Source organism: Pseudomonas sp. FW305-25, from assembly GCF_017351415.1.
Lineage (GTDB): Bacteria > Pseudomonadota > Gammaproteobacteria > Pseudomonadales > Pseudomonadaceae > Aquipseudomonas > Aquipseudomonas chlororaphis.
In genome coordinates this window covers 135081-151435 of the sequence record NZ_JACNDE010000011.1, presented here as the reverse complement: position 1 = coordinate 151435, position 16355 = coordinate 135081, and the positions used below count along the sequence as shown (strand labels likewise).

General features: G+C 64.6%; 16 protein-coding genes. 7 read left to right on the top strand and 9 right to left on the bottom strand.

Translation table 11 applies throughout. The features are described from left to right. Window positions 1–30: 30 nt before the first annotated feature. The 5 genes from J4E58_RS13430 to choX all read right to left on the bottom strand — a co-directional run bounded on the left by J4E58_RS13430 (window position 31) and on the right by choX (window position 4853). A complete protein-coding gene (locus J4E58_RS13430) occupies window positions 31–1194 on the bottom strand; it encodes a gamma-butyrobetaine dioxygenase (RefSeq protein ID WP_087089488.1) in 1164 nt (387 codons plus the stop codon). A gap of 23 nt (window positions 1195–1217) precedes the next feature. Then, the gene (locus J4E58_RS13425) at window positions 1218–1694 is read right to left on the bottom strand and encodes a thioesterase family protein (protein ID WP_087089486.1); all 477 of its coding nucleotides are present in this window, start codon (window positions 1692–1694) and stop codon (window positions 1218–1220) included. Window positions 1695–1841: 147 nt separating this feature from the next. Next, window positions 1842–2807 (bottom strand): L-carnitine dehydrogenase, encoded by a 966-nt coding sequence (locus J4E58_RS13420; RefSeq protein WP_087089484.1) that lies wholly within the window; start codon window positions 2805–2807, stop codon window positions 1842–1844. Window positions 2808–2947: 140 nt separating this feature from the next. Next, window positions 2948–3835, bottom strand: a complete 888-nt coding sequence (locus J4E58_RS13415; RefSeq protein ID WP_053262932.1) for a 3-keto-5-aminohexanoate cleavage protein — start codon at window positions 3833–3835, stop codon at window positions 2948–2950. A 73-nt stretch (window positions 3836–3908) separates the two neighbouring features. After that, window positions 3909–4853: a choline ABC transporter substrate-binding protein gene (choX, locus tag J4E58_RS13410; protein WP_087089482.1), complete on the bottom strand. Its 945-nt coding sequence runs from the start codon at window positions 4851–4853 to the stop codon at window positions 3909–3911. Window positions 4854–5046: 193 nt separating this feature from the next. On the opposite strand from choX, the gene J4E58_RS13405 reads away from it, so the two are divergent. Next, on the top strand, window positions 5047–5994 hold the full coding sequence (locus J4E58_RS13405; protein ID WP_087089480.1) for a GlxA family transcriptional regulator: 948 nt from the start codon (window positions 5047–5049) through the stop codon (window positions 5992–5994). A gap of 99 nt (window positions 5995–6093) precedes the next feature. Here the strand turns inward: J4E58_RS13405 and J4E58_RS13400 are convergent, their stop codons facing one another. The 4 genes from J4E58_RS13400 to J4E58_RS13385 form a co-directional block, all read right to left on the bottom strand. Continuing rightward, the gene (locus tag J4E58_RS13400) at window positions 6094–6510 is read right to left on the bottom strand and encodes a DUF3010 family protein (RefSeq protein ID WP_087089478.1); all 417 of its coding nucleotides are present in this window, start codon (window positions 6508–6510) and stop codon (window positions 6094–6096) included. A gap of 33 nt (window positions 6511–6543) precedes the next feature. Then, window positions 6544–6912: a helix-turn-helix domain-containing protein gene (locus tag J4E58_RS13395; RefSeq protein ID WP_087089476.1), complete on the bottom strand. Its 369-nt coding sequence runs from the start codon at window positions 6910–6912 to the stop codon at window positions 6544–6546. Further along, window positions 6851–7105 carry a type II toxin-antitoxin system RelE/ParE family toxin gene (locus tag J4E58_RS13390; protein ID WP_087089474.1) on the bottom strand — a complete coding sequence of 85 codons (255 nt, stop codon included), beginning with the start codon at window positions 7103–7105 and terminating at the stop codon, window positions 6851–6853. The genes J4E58_RS13395 and J4E58_RS13390 overlap by 62 nt, the downstream gene beginning before the upstream one ends. Before the next feature lie 229 nt (window positions 7106–7334). Beyond that, the gene (locus tag J4E58_RS13385; protein ID WP_087089472.1) at window positions 7335–7736 is read right to left on the bottom strand and encodes a lysozyme inhibitor LprI family protein; all 402 of its coding nucleotides are present in this window, start codon (window positions 7734–7736) and stop codon (window positions 7335–7337) included. A gap of 227 nt (window positions 7737–7963) precedes the next feature. On the opposite strand from J4E58_RS13385, the gene J4E58_RS13380 reads away from it, so the two are divergent. The 6 genes from J4E58_RS13380 to J4E58_RS13355 all read left to right on the top strand — a co-directional run bounded on the left by J4E58_RS13380 (window position 7964) and on the right by J4E58_RS13355 (window position 15807). After that, window positions 7964–8941, top strand: coding sequence for a dipeptidase (locus J4E58_RS13380; RefSeq protein WP_007926352.1), 978 nt, complete (start codon window positions 7964–7966; stop codon window positions 8939–8941). A gap of 163 nt (window positions 8942–9104) precedes the next feature. Beyond that, window positions 9105–9635, top strand: a complete 531-nt coding sequence (locus J4E58_RS13375; RefSeq protein ID WP_007926354.1) for a DUF5943 domain-containing protein — start codon at window positions 9105–9107, stop codon at window positions 9633–9635. 15 nt (window positions 9636–9650) lie between these two features. Then, the gene (gene dgcA, locus J4E58_RS13370) at window positions 9651–11711 is read left to right on the top strand and encodes a dimethylglycine demethylation protein DgcA (RefSeq protein ID WP_087089470.1); all 2061 of its coding nucleotides are present in this window, start codon (window positions 9651–9653) and stop codon (window positions 11709–11711) included. 140 nt (window positions 11712–11851) lie between these two features. Then, complete coding sequence (dgcB, locus tag J4E58_RS13365; RefSeq protein WP_087089468.1) at window positions 11852–13801, top strand: dimethylglycine demethylation protein DgcB; 1950 nt, start codon at window positions 11852–11854, stop codon at window positions 13799–13801. Then, a complete protein-coding gene (locus J4E58_RS13360; RefSeq protein ID WP_053262926.1) occupies window positions 13801–15021 on the top strand; it encodes an electron transfer flavoprotein subunit alpha/FixB family protein in 1221 nt (406 codons plus the stop codon). The genes dgcB and J4E58_RS13360 overlap by 1 nt, the downstream gene beginning before the upstream one ends. 15 nt (window positions 15022–15036) lie before the next feature. Continuing rightward, window positions 15037–15807, top strand: coding sequence for an electron transfer flavoprotein subunit beta (locus tag J4E58_RS13355; RefSeq protein WP_087089466.1), 771 nt, complete (start codon window positions 15037–15039; stop codon window positions 15805–15807). Window positions 15808–16355 lie beyond the last annotated feature (548 nt).

Genomic DNA, 16355 nt, shown 5'->3' with positions numbered 1-16355 from the left:
CGAGCTTGCTCGCGATTGACGCGACGCGGTCTAGCGCTGCAACACCAGGATCCGCGACAGCAACTCGTCGCGGTCGATGTAGCAACCCTGGAAATGCCGCGCGCCGGTGGCGGGGTCGAAGGCGTTGCGCGCGTGCAGGGTGCGGCGGTTGTCGAAGCACCACAGCTCGCCCGGGTTGAGGCGCCGGGTCAGGCGAAAGCGCGGCTCGCGGGTCATGGCGATAAAACGTCGATAAGCGCGGTAGAGCCGGGGCATGTCGTCCACCGAGGCCTCGAACGGCCCGCGCAGGAAGTTGGCCATGCGGATCTCCGTGACCTCGCCCAGCGCATCCAGGGCGATCACCGGCGCCAGGCAGCGGTAGTCGCTGTGGCGGTCCTTGTTGCGAAACTCCACGGGGATTTCGCACAGCGCGCGAAATGCCTCGGGGTCTTCGCGGCGCAAGGCGTCGGCGATGGCAAAACCGTCGACAAAGATGCTTTCGCCGCCTTCGGCGTCGTTCACCAGGCAATGCAGGAGCTGCAGGCCCGGTTGCAGTTCGCGGGTCGGCAGGTCGGTGTGCAGCGGCAGATTGAAGGCGGTGTAGGCGTTGCTGTCGGCGTCGGCCTTGGATTGCACATTGAACAGCACGCCGAAATTGCTCTCGCGGATAAAGGAAATGCGCTTGGCGACCTGGGCCAGCGACCCCGGTTCGGTGGGCACGCCGCGGACCTGCGTCAGGCCGATATCGCGCACCGCCAGCAGCCATTGCAACAGCGCCTGCGGGTCCTCCATCAGCACCTGGTACTCGAACACCGGCAGTTGCAGCCGGCTGTCCCACAACTGGCTGTGCGGGCGACGCGCGCGGCGCTCGGCGCGGCTTTCATCGTCGTAGGCGTGGGCCCGCAGCCAGCCCGGATCGAAGCGGCTGAGGTGGCCGTCCTGCCAGTCGATGCTCAGGCAGCCCTGGGCGTCGATCCGGCTGGACGCCGGGGCCAGGTCTTCGGTGACGTCGACGATCTCCAGCACCTGCTCGCGGGTCACGCTGTACACGCAATGCGCGCAGGGGCAGTTGTCGCGCAGCCACTGATGATGAAAGGGGCTCGAGCGACCGTCGGCCCACTGCACCTGAACACGGTCCGCCTGGGCTTGTACGGCGGTCAACGCGCTGATCAACGGGTAACTGCGGAAGTCGGCAAAAGCGGTGGAAGTATTCACGGTGCGCTCCTGTTTATGGGCGGTTATTTTTCCGGCGGCAGGGCAATCACCCGGCCGATCCAGGCGGGGGCAGGGAGGTCGGCCTGCTCGGCGGCGATGGCTCGCAGCCTGTTCAGCACTGGCTCGCTGAACGGCGCCGAACGCGGACCGGCGAGGTCGACGTGGAGCAGCATCTGCTCGTTGCCGGCCAGTTCCAGGTCGTCACCGACCTTGTGCAGGCTGTGGTACAGGTGCAGGCGCTTGCGGTCGTGGCCGATGATCTGGGTGCGCACTTCGACCTCGGTATCGAGCTTCACTTCATGCAGGTAATTGAGGTGCAGCTCCAGGGTGAACAGCGAGTTGCCGCTGGCTTCGCGGTGGTTGCTGTCCATGCCCAGCCGGTCCATCAGGGCGTCGGTGGCGTAACTGAAAATCAGCAGGTAGAAGGCGTCCCGCAGGTGGCCGTTGTAATCGACCCAGTCGGGGCTGATGCGGGTGGTGTAGGTGGTGAGTGCGGGCATGTCATGGGCTCACGAAAATGGCGGGCTGAACCTGTAGCCGCTGCCGCAGGCTGCGATCGGCTCCGCAGGAGGCGCGCTCTTGCGGCCCCTGGAAGGCTCTTCGAGCCTTATCGCAGCCTGCGGCAGCGGCTACAGGGGACGTCAGGGTTACTCGCTGAAGCTCATGCCGTGTTTGGTCTTGGTGGTTTTAACCGCTTCGAGCACGGCGAGCAGGCAGTCATCACGATAGCGCTCCAACGCCGAAATGCTGTGGGTGCCGAGCTGCTCGGCGGTGCCTTCGACCACGTCGTCGATCAGCTTGTCGGTCAGCTCCGGGGCCGGCAGGTAGGTCCACGGCAGCTGCAGGGCCGGGCCGAACTGGGCCATGAAGTGGCGCATGCCGGCATCGCCCCCGGCCAGGGTGTAGGTCAGGAAAGTGCCCATGAACGACCAGCGCAGGCCGGCGCCGAAACGGATCGCGTCGTCGATTTCGCCGGTGGTGGCGACGCCGTCGTTGACCAGGTGCAGGGCCTCGCGCCACAGCGCCTCCAAAAGACGGTCGGCGATAAAGCCCGGGACTTCCTTGCGTACATGCAGCGGGCGCATGCCGAGGGATTCATAGACCTTGATCGCGGCCTGCACGGCTTCTGGCGCGGTGTTCTTGCCGCCGACCACTTCCACCAGCGGCAGCAGGTACACCGGGTTGAACGGGTGGCCGACCACGCAGCGCTCCGGGTGGGTGGAACTCTCGTAGAACTCGCTCGGCAGCAGGCCGGAGGTGCTGGAGCCGATCAGCGCATTGGGCTTGGCCGCGGCGCTAATCCTGGCGTGCAGCTCGAGCTTCAGCTCCAGGCGTTCCGGGGCGCTTTCCTGGATGAAGTCGGCGTCTTTCACGCACTCCTCGATGGTCGCGACAAAGCGTAGGCGATCCTGGGACGCGCCCGCTGCCAGGCCCTGTTTCTCCAGGGCGCCCCAGGCATTGGCCACGCGCTTGCGCAGGGCCGCCTCGGCGCCGGGCGCCGGGTCCCAGGCCACCACGTCCAGGCCGTGGGCGAGGGCGCGCGATACCCAGCCGCTGCCGATGACACCGCTGCCCAGGGCGGCGAAGGTTTTGATCTCGGTGATAAAGCTCATGGTCATTTCCTGAAAGAGTTCACGGTCTTCCTGTAGGAGCGAGCTTGCTCGCGATGGCAATCTTCCAGACGCAGAAATTGCATCGGATGCAGCCATTTTTCGCGAGCAAGCTCGCTCCTACAGAAGAAGGGATATCGGGGTCAGCCGCGCTTGCGCAGGCCCATCTTGGCCCGGCCCTCGGCCGGGGTCAGGACGCGGGCGCCGAGGCGGCTGAGGATCTCGCCGGCGCGCTCCACCAACTGGCCGTTGGTCGCCAGTACGCCCTTGTCCAGCCACAGGTTGTCTTCCAGGCCGACCCGCACGTTGCCGCCCAGCAGCACCGCCTGCGCGGCCATCGGCATCTGCATGCGGCCGATACCGAAGCCGGCCCAGACCGCGCCGGCCGGCAGGTTGTCGACCATGGCCTTCATGGTGGTGGTGTCGGCCGGCGCACCCCAGGGAATGCCCAGGCACAGCTGGAACAGCGGGTCGTCCAGCAGGCCTTCCTTGATCATCTGCTTGGCGAACCACAGGTGGCCGGTGTCGAAGATTTCCAGTTCGGCCTTCACCCCCAGCTCCTGGATGCGCTTGGCGCCGGCGCGCAGTTGCGCCGGGGTGGACACGTAAATGGTGTCGCCGTCGCCGAAGTTCAGGGTGCCGCAGTCCAGGGTGCAGATTTCCGGCAGCAGTTCCTCGACGTGGGCCAGGCGGGTCAACGGGCCGACCAGGTCGGTATTGGGGCCGAACTCCATCGGGTTTTCGCCGCCGCCGATCTCCAAGTCGCCGCCCATGCCGGCGGTGAGGTTGACGATGATGTCGACGTCCGCCTCGCGGATACGCTCCATCACTTCGCGGTACAGCGCGACATCGCGGCTGAACTTGCCGGTGTCCGGGTTGCGCACGTGGCAGTGGACCACGGTGGCGCCGGCCTTGGCCGCTTCCACCGCGGCGGCGGCAATCTGTTTCGGGGTGACCGGCACGTGGGGGCTCTTGGCGGTCGTGTCGCCAGCACCGGTGAGTGCGCAGGTGATGATGACGTCGTGGTTCATGGTGCGGGTTCCTTACAGGCGTGGTGGGTCGCTGCGCAGCCGTTTGGCGCTGCGCAGAGGGAGTTCGGGGTGGTTATTGGCTGGTCAGTTTCAGGTTGTCGGCGGCCGGCTTGCCGTCGAAGGTGGTGACCCCTTGGAGCCAGCGCGCCTTGTCCTGCGGATGCTCGGCTAGCCATTGCCTGGCCGATTCCAGGGCGTCCTTGTGGTCGAGCAGCGGTTGCATCATGCGGCTCTCGTCCTCGGCGCTGAAGGTCAGGTTGCTCAGCAGCCGGCTGACATTCGGGCACTGCTCGGCGTAGGTCGGCGCGGTGACGGTCCACACCGTGGCCATGCCTTCGTTCGGGCCCAGGGCGTCGTCGCTGCCGGTGAGGTAGGTCATCTGCACATTGACGTTCATCGGGTGCGGCGCCCAGCCGAAGAACACCACGGCTTCCTTGCGTCGCACGGCGCGATCCACCGCCGCGAGCATGCCGGCCTCGCTGGATTCGACCAGCTGGAATTTGCCCAGGCCGAACTGGTTCTTGGTGATCAGCGCCTTGATCTGGGTATTGGCGCCCGAGCCGGGCTCGATGCCGTAGATCTTGCCGCCCAGTTCCTTCTCGAATTTGGCGATGTCGGCGAAGGTTTTCAGGCCCTTGTCCGCCAGGTAGGTAGGCACGGCGAGGGTCGCGCGGGCGTCCTTGAGGCTGGGCTCGGCCAGCACCTTGACCTGCTTGGCGTCGACGAAGGGGGTGATGGTCTGGGTCATCAGCGGGTTCCAGTAGCCGAGGAACAGGTCCAGGCGCTGGTCGCGGATGCCAGCGAAAATGATCTGCTGCGAGGCGCTGGTCTGCTTGGTCTTGTAGCCGAGGCCGTCGAGCAGCACCTGGGCCATGGCGCTAGTGGCGATCACGTCGGTCCAGTTGACCACGCCGAGGCGCACGTTCTGGCAGCTGGCGGCGTCGGCGGCCATGGCGCCGGAGCTGAGAAAGACGGTACCGCTGAGTGCAAGGACGCAACTGCTGATCAGTCGTTTCATGAAGGTTTCCTCGGCAGGTCGTTATTGTCGGTTCCGGCGTCTATGTGCGCCGGTGATGCCACGTTACGCAGCCGGCGGGCGCTGAAAACGCACAGCGGCGACCGGCTCTTGCACTGCAGCGACCTTCGTCTTGAACCCGGCGTGGAAACGGCGTATCACAGTGGCCACGCTGCCCGTCATCCGAGTGCGTTCCATGTCCCAGGATTTCTATTTCTTGCTGATGCCGGGCTTCTCGGCCATCGGGTTCATCTCGGCCATCGAGCCGCTGCGCGTGGCCAATCGCTTTCGCGGCGAGCTGTATCGCTGGCATGTGCTGAGCGCCGATGGCGGCGCGGTATTGGCGAGCAATGGCATGTCGGTCAACGCCGCCGCGGCGCTGGAGCCGTTGAAGAAGGGCGCGACCCTGCTGGTGGTGGCCGGCTTCGAACCGTTGAAGTTCGTCACCCCGGCGCTGGTGCACTGGTTGCGCCGCCTGGATGTGGAGGGCGTGACCCTGGGCGGCATCGACACCGGCAGCGTGGTCCTGGCGCAAGCCGGGCTGCTTGAAGGCCACCGCGTGACCCTGCACTGGGAAGCGATCGAGGCGTTCAAGGAGTCCTATCCGCAGCTCAGCGTGACCCAGGAGCTGTTCGAGATCGACCGGCGGCGCATCACCTCGGCCGGCGGCACCGCGTCCATCGACATGATGCTCGACCTGATCGGCCAGGCCCACGGCCCGGAACTGGCGATCCAGGTCAGCGAACAGTTCGTGCTCGGGCGCATCCGCCCGCGCAAGGACCACCAGCGCATGGAAGTCGCCACCCGCTACGGCATCCGCAACAAGAAGCTGGTGCAGGTGATCGGCGAGATGGAACAGCACAGCGAGCCGCCCCTGAGCACCCTGCAACTGGCCGAGTCGATCAAGGTCACCCGGCGCCAGCTCGAACGCCTGTTCCGCCTGCACCTGAACGACACCCCGAGCAACTTCTACCTGGGGCTGCGCCTGGAAAAGGCCCGGCAACTGCTGCGCCAGACCGACATGAGCGTGCTGGAAGTCAGCATCGCCTGCGGCTTCGAATCACCCTCGTATTTCACCCGCAGCTATCGCGCGCGGTTTGCCCAGTGCCCGCGGGAAGACCGGCGCCAAAGCCTGAAGGCCTGAGCTGCTGATTCTGTAGGAGCGCAGCTTGCTCGCGATGCAGGCAACGCGTTGGGTCAGGCGGGCCGCCATCGCGGGCAAGCCTCGCTCCAGAGTCAGGGTTTATTTCTTCAGCAGGGCCGCACAGGCAGTTTTGTAGGCTTCATGCTGATACTTGTTCAGCGTCGCCGGCAGGTCGAAGCTGTGCTTCTTGTTCTGCGCGTTGATGGTCTGCGGCGACAGCAGGGTCACCTCGCAGTTGTCCAGCAGCTGGAACACGCCTTCGATCTTGAAGGTGGTCGGGCCGCCGGCGAATTCGCCTTTTTTGCTGCGCTTCTTGATGGCGATGCGGCTGATGCCGTTGTCGCGGACGAAGGCTGCCACCTGGACCGCGAAGGCTTTGACGTTGGCGGCTTCGTCATCGTCGTCCAGGGCGATTTTCTTGCAGGTGTTGGCCAGGTGTTGCGCCGTGCCGTCTTGCAGGGTGGCCAGGGCGAAGATGGCTTCGCTGCCTTTGATTTCGATGCCGCAGATGCTCATGGGAAAACCTTTTCTCGATGAATGGCGTGCAGCTTACAGTTCCAGCTGGTCGGCGCGAATGCCGAAGGCCGCGGCGATCTTCTCGCGGGTGGCGCGGCGGGGCTTGGCAACGCTTTCCTGCTGGGCGAAGGCCGGCTGGGAAATGCCCAGGCGCCTGGCGACCTCGTCCTGGGTCAGGTGCAGGTGCTCGCGCCAGGCGCGGATCGGCGTAGCGCCGTCAACGATGCGGCTGACCACATCATGGGGGATCAGGTCCGGCTCCTGGCGTTGCGCCACATAGTCCGCATAAGGGATCACCACGAACGCCGGCTTGCCGTCCGTGCCGTTGATGATCTGGATGTCAGTAGGTGCGTTCGTCACGTTTCTTGACCTCTTGAATACTGACCACTCTGATAGCGCCATCCCAGTCGAACAGGATTCGATAGCTGCCTACTCGCAGGCGGTAGGCATAGGTGTGGCCGCTAAGCGCCTTGACGTTGCCGGTGTCGGGCATGTCGCCGAGCAAGGTCACCGCGTCGCGGATCTGTACCTGATGGGCGCTGTGCAATCGCAGCAGTTGTTTGACGGCCTTACGGGTCCACAGGATGCTGTTCATGAACAAATATAAGTCTTTTATAAGATTAATCAATCTTTGCTTATATTTGCTCGCGGGCCAAGGCGAGAACCTTGTCCGGGTATTGCTCATGGCTTGTTACAGCGGGGAGAGAGGGGAGGCCGGGGGATTTTCGCGAGCAAGCTCGCTCTACAGGTATGGCGCAACGCCTGTAGGAGCTAGCTGGCTCGCGATGACGTCATGACGGTTACCGCAGAGGTATCGGTCGGGCCTATTCCTGCCCGATCGACTCCAGAAACTCCGACCGTTCATCGCTCATGCGCGCCAGGCAATCGGCCTGGGCAATGGCGTAGGCCTTGCTGCCGGGTTTGGCGGGGAAAGTGTCGACGGCGCAGTCGGCGTCGCGCTGTTTCTGCCACAGCTGCTGGGCGTTCTGTACCTTGGCGGTGATGTCGGCCAACTGCGCCTTGTCGCTGCCGTATTGCGTGCCCAGGCGTTCGAGCAGGCCCTGCAGGTTGTCGCTCAGCAGTTGCTCGGCGGTGATTTTGTTGAAGGTGGCGCATTCCAGAGTCTGTTGATCCTGTTCGACGCTGTCGCACGGGGAGTTGTCGGCCTCTTCAGCCGCCTGTGCGCCCGTCGCCAGCAGTGCCAAAGCCAGGAAGATCGATTTCATTGCGTCGCAGCCCCCTCTAATCCAGTGATGCGGCGGATTCTGGCCCATGCGCATGACAAAGAACAGATGGGGCAAGGGACGCCCGGCAGACCCTTTGTCGCGGATTGACGCTTTCGGCAATTCCCCTGTCGTTTTTGCACCCGGCTGCCCGGGCACCGAGGCATATGCTGACCCCAAAGCGCCGGCAGACGATTCGGCGCATGAATTGCCAATAAGGGGACTGCCTGATGAGCCCAGCCGAATTGCACGCCGACAGCATCGTTATCGACGGGCTGATCATTGCCAAGTGGAACCGTGAGCTGTTCGAAGACATGCGCAAGGGCGGCCTGACCGCGGCCAACTGCACCGTGTCGGTGTGGGAGGGCTTCCAGGCCACGGTCAACAATATCGCCTCCAGCCAGAAGCTGATCCGCGAGAACAGCGACCTGGTGATGCCGGTGCGCACCACCGCCGACATCCGCAAGGCCAAGGAACTGGGCAAGACCGGCATCCTGTTCGGCTTCCAGAATGCCCACGCCTACGAGGACCAGATCGGCTACGTCGAGGTGTTCAAGCAGCTGGGCGTGGGGATCGTGCAGATGTGCTACAACACCCAAAACCTGGTGGGTACCGGCTGCTACGAGCGCGATGGCGGCCTGTCGGGCTTCGGTCGCGAGATCGTCGCCGAGATGAACCGCGTCGGCGTCATGTGCGACCTGTCCCACGTCGGCTCCAAGACCTCCGAGGAAGTCATCCTCGAATCGAAAAAGCCGGTCTGCTACTCCCACTGCCTGCCGTCTGGCCTCAAGGAACACCCGCGCAACAAGTCCGATGAAGAGCTGAAGTTCATCGCCGACCACGGCGGTTTCGTTGGCGTGACCATGTTCGCGCCGTTCCTGGCCAAGGGCATCGATTCGACCATCGACGACTACGCCGAGGCCATCGAATACACCATGAACATCGTCGGCGAAGACGCCATCGGCATCGGTACCGACTTCACCCAGGGCCATGGCCAGGACTTCTTCGAATACCTGACCCACGACAAGGGCTACGCCCGTCGCCTGACCAACTTCGGCAAGATCATCAACCCGCTGGGCATCCGCACCGTGGGCGAGTTCCCCAACCTCACCGAGACCCTGCTCAAGCGCGGTCACTCCGAGCGTGTGGTGCGCAAGATCATGGGCGAGAACTGGGTCAACGTCCTCAAGGACGTCTGGGGCGAATAACGCCAACCCTCCACAGCACACACCTGTAGCCGCTGCCGAAGGCTGCGATCGGCTCCGAAGGAGACGCGCTCCTGCGGCCCTCGGAAGGCTCTTCGAGCCTTATCGCAGCCTGCGGCAGCGGCTACGGATGCACCAATCCAAAAGAATTCCGGAGTTTTGAAACATGGCCAAGATCGCCCCGCAACTGCCCATCGAAGTCGACAGCGAAACCGGTGTCTGGACCTCCGACGCCCTGCCGATGCTGTACGTGCCGCGTCACTTCTTCGTCAACAACCACATGGGCATCGAGGAAGTACTGGGCGCCGACGCCTACGCCGAGATCCTCTACAAGGCCGGCTACAAGTCCGCCTGGCACTGGTGTGAAAAAGAAGCCGAATGCCACGGCCTGGAAGGCGTCGCGGTGTTCGAGCACTACATGAAGCGCCTGTCGCAGCGCGGCTGGGGCCTGTTCAAGATCCAGGACATCGACCTCGACAAGGGCACCGCCAGCGTCAAGCTCGAACACTCGGCCTTCGTCTATGTGTACGGCAAGGTCGGGCGCAAGGTCGACTACATGTTCACCGGCTGGTTCGCCGGCGCCATGGACCAGATTCTGGCCGCCCGCGGTAGCAAGATCCGCACCGTCGCCGAACAGGTCTACGGCGGTTCCGAAGAAGGCCACGACGATGGCCTGTTCACCGTCAAGCCGTTGTAAGCGGAGTTAAGAAAAATGGCTTTCGAAGCGATGTTCCAGCCGATCCAGATCGGCAAACTGACCATCCGCAACCGGGTGCTCAGCACCGCGCACGCCGAGGTCTACGCCACCGATGGCGGCATGACCACCGACCGCTACGTGAAGTATTACGAAGAGAAAGCCAAGGGCGGTATCGGCCTGGCGATCTGTGGCGGTTCGTCCGTGGTGGCCATCGACAGCCCGCAGGAATGGTGGAGCTCGGTGAACCTGTCCACCGACCGCATCATTCCGCACTTCCAGAACCTGGCCGACGCCATGCACAAGCATGGCGCCAAGATCATGATCCAGATTACCCACATGGGCCGCCGCTCGCGCTGGGACGGTTTCAACTGGCCGACCCTGATGTCGCCGTCGGGCATCCGCGAACCGGTGCACCGCGCCACCTGCAAGACCATCGAGCCGGAGGAGATCTGGCGGGTGATCGGCAACTACGCGCAAGCTGCCCGTCGCGCAAAGGCTGGTGGCCTGGACGGCGTCGAGCTGTCCGCCGTGCACCAGCACATGATCGACCAGTTCTGGAGCCCGCGGGTCAACAAGCGGACCGACGAATGGGGCGGCAGCTTCGAAGGCCGGATGAAGTTCGGCCTGGAAGTGCTCAAGGCGGTGCGCGCCGAAGTCGGCGACGATTTCTGCGTGGGCATGCGTATCTGCGGTGACGAGTTCCACCCGGACGGCCTGTCCCACGAGGACATGAAGCAGATCGCCAAGTATTACGACGACACCGGCATGCTCGATTTCATCGGCGTCGTGGGTTCGGGTTGCGACACCCACAACACCCTGGCCAACGTGATTCCGAACATGAGTTATCCACCGGAGCCGTTCCTGCACCTGGCTGCCGGGATCAAGGAAGTGGTCAAGGTTCCGGTACTGCATGCGCAGAACATCAAGGACCCGAACCAGGCCACCCGTATCCTGGAAGGCGGCTATGTCGACATGGTCGGCATGACCCGCGCGCACATCGCCGACCCGCACCTGATCGCCAAGATCAAGATGGGCCAGGTCGACCAGATCAAGCAGTGCGTGGGCGCCAACTACTGCATCGACCGCCAGTACCAGGGCCTGGATGTACTGTGCATCCAGAACGCCGCGACCTCCCGTGAATACATGGGCGTGCCGCACATCATCGAGAAGTCCACCGGGCCGAAACGCAAGGTGGTGGTGGTCGGTGCCGGCCCGGCCGGTATGGAATCGGCGCGGGTGGCGGCCGAACGTGGCCACGACGTGACCCTGTTCGAGAAGAAAGAGGCCATCGGCGGGCAGATCACCACTGCGTCGAAAGCGCCGCAGCGCGACCAGATCGCCGGCATCACCCGCTGGTATCAGCTGGAGCTGGCACGGCTGAAGGTCGACCTGCGCCTGGGCACCGCGGCCGATGCCGAGACCATCCTCGACCTGCGTCCGGACATCGTGGTGCTGGCCGTCGGCGGGCATCCATTCCTTGAACAGAACGAGCACTGGGGCGCCGCCGAAGGGCTGGTGGTCAGCAGCTGGGACGTGCTCGACGGCAAGGTTGCGCCGGGCAAGAACGTGCTGGTCTACGACACCATCTGCGAGTTCACCGGCATGTCGGTGGCCGACTTCCTCGCCGACAAGGGCAGCCAGGTCGAGATCGTCACCGACGACATCAAGCCGGGCGTGGCTATCGGCGGTACGTCGTTCCCGACCTACTACCGCAGCATGTACCCCAAGGAAGTGATCATGACCGGCGACATGATGCTGGAAAAGGTCTACCGCGAAGGCGACAAGCTGGTGGCGGTGCTGGAGAACGAATACACCGGCTCCAAAGAGGAACGGGTGGTCGACCAGGTGGTGGTGGAGAACGGTGTGCGGCCCGACGAAGCGATCTATTACGCGCTCAAGGAAGGCTCGCGCAACAAGGGCCAGGTCGACGTCGAAGCGCTGTTCGCGATCAAGCCGCAGCCTTCGTTGAGCCAGGCGGGCGACGGTTATCTGCTGTTCCGCATCGGTGACTGCGTGGCGCAGCGCAACACCCACGCGGCCATCTATGACGCCCTGCGGATCTGCAAGGATTTCTAAGCCATACCTGTAGCCGCTGCCGAAGGCTGCGATCGACTGCGAAGCAGTCGTGCTCTTGAGTTCGCAGGGAAGTCCTGCGGACTTCATCGCAGCCTGCGGCAGCGGCTACAACGACCGAGCTGGTCTTTGGGAGCTCCACCATGTTGAACACCCTTCTTCCCATCCTGCTGTTCGCAGCCATCGGCCTGGCTGTCCTGGGCGCGTTGCGGCGGGTGGCCATGTGGCGCCGGGGCCGTGCGTCCAAGGTCGACCTGATCGGCGGCCTGCTGGCCATGCCCAAGCGCTACATGGTCGACCTGCACCATGTGGTGGCGCGGGACAAATACATCGCCAACACCCACGTGGCCACGGCCGGTGGCGCCGTGGCGTCCATCGTGCTGGCGATCCTGGTGCACGGTTTCGGCCTGCATAACCGCATCCTCGGCTACGCCTTGCTGCTGATGTCGGCGGTGATGTTCGTCGGCGCGATCTTCGTCTACCTGCGCCGTCGCAACCCGCCGGCGCGCCTGTCGAAAGGCCCGTGGATGCGCCTGCCGAAAAGCCTGCTGGCGTTCTCGGCGTCGTTCTTCCTGGTGACCCTGCCGGTGGCCGGGATCCTCCCGGAAAACTTCGGCGGCTGGGTACTGGCCGCGATCCTCGGTATCGGTGTGTTGTGGGGCGTGTCCGAGCTGTTCTTCGGCATGACCTGGGGCGGCCCGATGAAACACGCCTTCGCCGGTGCCCTGCACCTGGCCTGGCACCGCCGCGCCGAACGCTTCGGTGGCGGCCGCTCCACTGGCCTCAAGCCGCTGGACCTGGAAGACCCGAACGCGCCGCTGGGGGTGGAAAAACCCAAGGACTTCACCTGGAACCAACTGCTGGGCTTCGACGCCTGCGTGCAGTGCGGTAAATGCGAAGCCGCGTGCCCGGCCTTTGCCGCCGGCCAGCCGCTGAACCCGAAAAAGCTGATCCAGGACATGGTCGTCGGCCTGGCTGGCGGTACCGATGCCAAGTTCGCTGGCAGCCCATATCCCGGCAAAGCCATTGGCGAACACAGCGGCAATCCGCACCAGCCAATCGTCAACGGCCTGGTGGACGCCGAGACCCTGTGGTCCTGCACCACCTGCCGCGCCTGCGTCGAGGAGTGCCCGATGATGATCGAGCACGTCGATGCCATCGTCGACATGCGCCGTCATCTGACCCTGGAAAAGGGCGCTACCCCGAACAAGGGCGCCGAAGTCCTGGAAAACCTGATCGCCACCGACAACCCGGGCGGTTTCGCGCCGGGCGGGCGGATGAACTGGGCGGCGGACCTCAACCTGGCGCTGCTCGGCGAGAAGAAAACCACCGACGTGCTGTTCTGGGTCGGCGACGGCGCCTTCGACATGCGCAACCAGCGCACCCTGCGCGCCTTCGTCAAAGTGCTGAAAGCGGCCAAGGTCGACTTCGCGGTGCTGGGCCTGGAAGAACGCGACAGCGGCGACGTGGCTCGGCGCCTGGGCGACGAGGCGACCTTCCAGCTGCTGGCCAAGCGCAATATCCAGACCCTGGCCAAGTACAGCTTCAAGCGCATCGTTACCTGCGACCCCCACAGTTTCCATGTGCTGAAAAACGAATACGGCGCCCTCGGCGGCGAGTACGTGGTGCAGCACCACAGCACCTACATGGCCGAGCTGATTGGCGCCGGTGCCCTCAACCTGGGCCAGCACAAAGGCAACAGCGTGACCTATCACGACCCGTGCTACCTGGGCCGCTACAACGGCGAGTACGAGGCGCCGCGCGAGGTCCTGCGCGCCCTGGGGATCGAGGTCAAGGAAATGCAACGCTCCGGTTTCCGCTCGCGCTGCTGCGGCGGTGGCGGCGGCGCGCCGATCACCGACATTCCGGGCAAGCAGCGGATCCCCGACATGCGCATGGACGACATCCGCGAAACCGGCGCCGAGCTGGTGGCCGTGGGTTGTCCACAGTGCACCGCGATGCTCGAAGGCGTGGTCGAACCACGACCGCTGATCAAGGACATCGCCGAACTGGTGGCCGACGCCTTGCTCGAAGACGCCGCGCCTGGCAAGCCGGTGACCCCGGTCAAACGTGAACCTGCGGAGGCCCACTGATGAGCGACATTATCCGCCGCGATCCGCGGGCCGAATGGATCGCCCGTAACCGCCTGCACCCGCTGCACGCGGCCATGCAGCCGGCGCAGCACAGCTGGATGGGGCCCAACGGCATCATCCGCAAGAACCCCCACGGGATCGGTTTCATCGGCCCCAACGGTATCAAGCGCATCGACCGCAGCGGCGCCCAGCAGGGCGGGGCGGTCAAGCGCAGCGCCGCGGTCGAAGTCCAGCTGCCGCTGCATCAGGTGGCGCAGCCGGCGTTCTACATCAGCGTGGTGCCGGACATGGTCGGCGGCCGCCTGAGCAGCCACGACCGCGACCTGCTGGGCCTGGCCCATCAGCTGGCCGGCAAGGACGGCGCGGTGCTGGCGGTGGTGTTTGGCGAGCACAAGGAAAACGCCTTCGCCACGGCCGGCGTCGACCGTCTGCTGGTGCTCGAAGGCAACGAATTCAGCGGTTATGCACCGGAACAGCGAGTCCAGGGCCTGCGGGCTGTGGATAACCAGTTCAGCCCACGCCACTGGTTGCTGCCCGACAGCCGCACCGGTGGCGGCGAACTGGGCCGGCGTTTTGCCGCGGCCCTGGGCGAACGCCCGGCCACGCGGGTCTGGCAGGTCAAGGACGCGCAATGCATCGGCCGCGCCGGTGCCGGCTTGCAGGACCTGGCTCGACCGCTGGCGCGCTTGATCCTGGCCGCTGCCGAATGCGCGGAGCCGGTCAGTGAAACCCGCCACGAAGCCCTGCCGGTGGAGTTATCCACAACGGTGGCGCGCAGCCTGGCGCGAATCGAGGACCTGGGCGCGGTGGCGGTGGACCCGGCGGCGATTCCCATGGCCGAGGCCGAATTCATTTTCTCCGGCGGCAACGGGGTCAAGGACTGGGAGCTGTTCCACAAAACCGCCGCGGCCCTGGGCGCCACCGAAGGCGCGTCGCGGGTGGCGGTGGACGACGGTTTCATGGCCCGCGACCGTCAGGTCGGCGCCTCGGGCACTTGGGTCACCGCCCGGGTGTACGTGGCGGTGGGGATTTCCGGGGCGATCCAGCACCTGCAGGGCATCGGTGCCTGCGACAAGGTGGTGGCGATCAACCTCGATCCGGGCTGCGACATGATCAAACGCGCCGACCTGTCGGTGATTGGCGAAAGCGCCGAGCTGCTTCAAGCCTTGATCGCGGCGGTAGAGGCCTACCGCAACGGCGCCAAGCGCGATGCGGCTTAAGGGAAGGATAGGGTTATGAGTACTAATGTGATCAGCCTGGTGTCCATCGGCGCCCACCCGACTTCCGGCCGGCCCCGGCGCGCCGAGCAGGATGCGCGGGCGGTCGAGCTGGGGCTGCAACTGGCCGGGGACAGGCTGCAGGTGCTGCACGCCGGCGATATTGCCGAGCCGGCCCTGCGCGCGTACCTGGGCATGGGCCTGGAACAGATGCACGTGCTGGAGCAGTCGGCCGGTGCCGATGCGCTGCCGGCGCTGACCGATTATCTGCGCGATGCCGGGGCGCAAGTGGTGCTCACCGGCAGCCAGGCGGAAACCGGCGAAGGTTCGGGCATGCTGCCGTTCCTGCTGGCGGAAAACCTCGGTTGGCCGCTGGTGGTGGGCCTGGCCCAGGTGGAGTCCATCGACGCTGGCGTGGCCCTGGTGCTGCAAGCCCTGCCGCGTGGCCAGCGCCGTCGGCTGAAGGTGCGCCTGCCGTTCCTCGCCACTGTGGATAACGCCGCGCCCAAGCCACGGCAGAGTGCCTACGGCCCGGCCCGGCGTGGGCTGCTGCAGGCGCGGCAGGTGGAAGTGCTCGACGATGAGTTATTCACCAGCGCCACCCTGCAACCGGCCAAACCGCGGCCCAAGCGCCTGAAAGTGATCAAGGCCAAGAGCGGCGCCGACCGCATGAAAGCCGCGACCGCCAAGGCCAGCGGCGGTGGCGGCCAGGTGCTCAAGGGCGTCAGCGCCGAAGCCGGGGCCGAGGCCATCCTCAAGCTGCTGATCGAAGAAGGCGTGGTCCGTTAGGGCCAGGCCTGTCGCACTATCGTTATCGCGAGCAAGCTTCGCTCCTGCAGGGGCGTGGCTTGCCTGCGATTGATTTCCCTCCTGTATCCACGGTTACCCACAATCCCTGTGCGCGCCTCTGTGGATAAGATGTTCGTCCCTCTCTGCAAGCCTCGCCAATCAAGCGCTACAGCGCGTTGTACGAAAAACGATCAAGCTAAGTCGAGGTTTTTCCGAAGGTTTTTCTGTGGATAAGGAATTCCCTCGGTCCTCTGCCGCTGCCGAGTTGCCCCCAAAGTCTGTTGGCCTCTTTGTGGATAAGATGTTCGCTGTCCGCTGAGAGCCTTATAAACAGTGGCCTGCAGAGGTCTGATCAAAAAACAGGCAAGTCCGGGGTTTTGCCCCGCCGGCGGCACTGAAGCCTTGATATTTCGCGCTATTCGGCGGTTTTCCACAGCTCGCTGCCCTTGGCCGCAAAGTTGCCCCCAAAGTCTGTTGGCGCTTCTGTGGATAAGGTGTTCGCCTTCATCTGCGGGCCTTTAAAAACGTGGCTTACAGAGCGCTGTTCA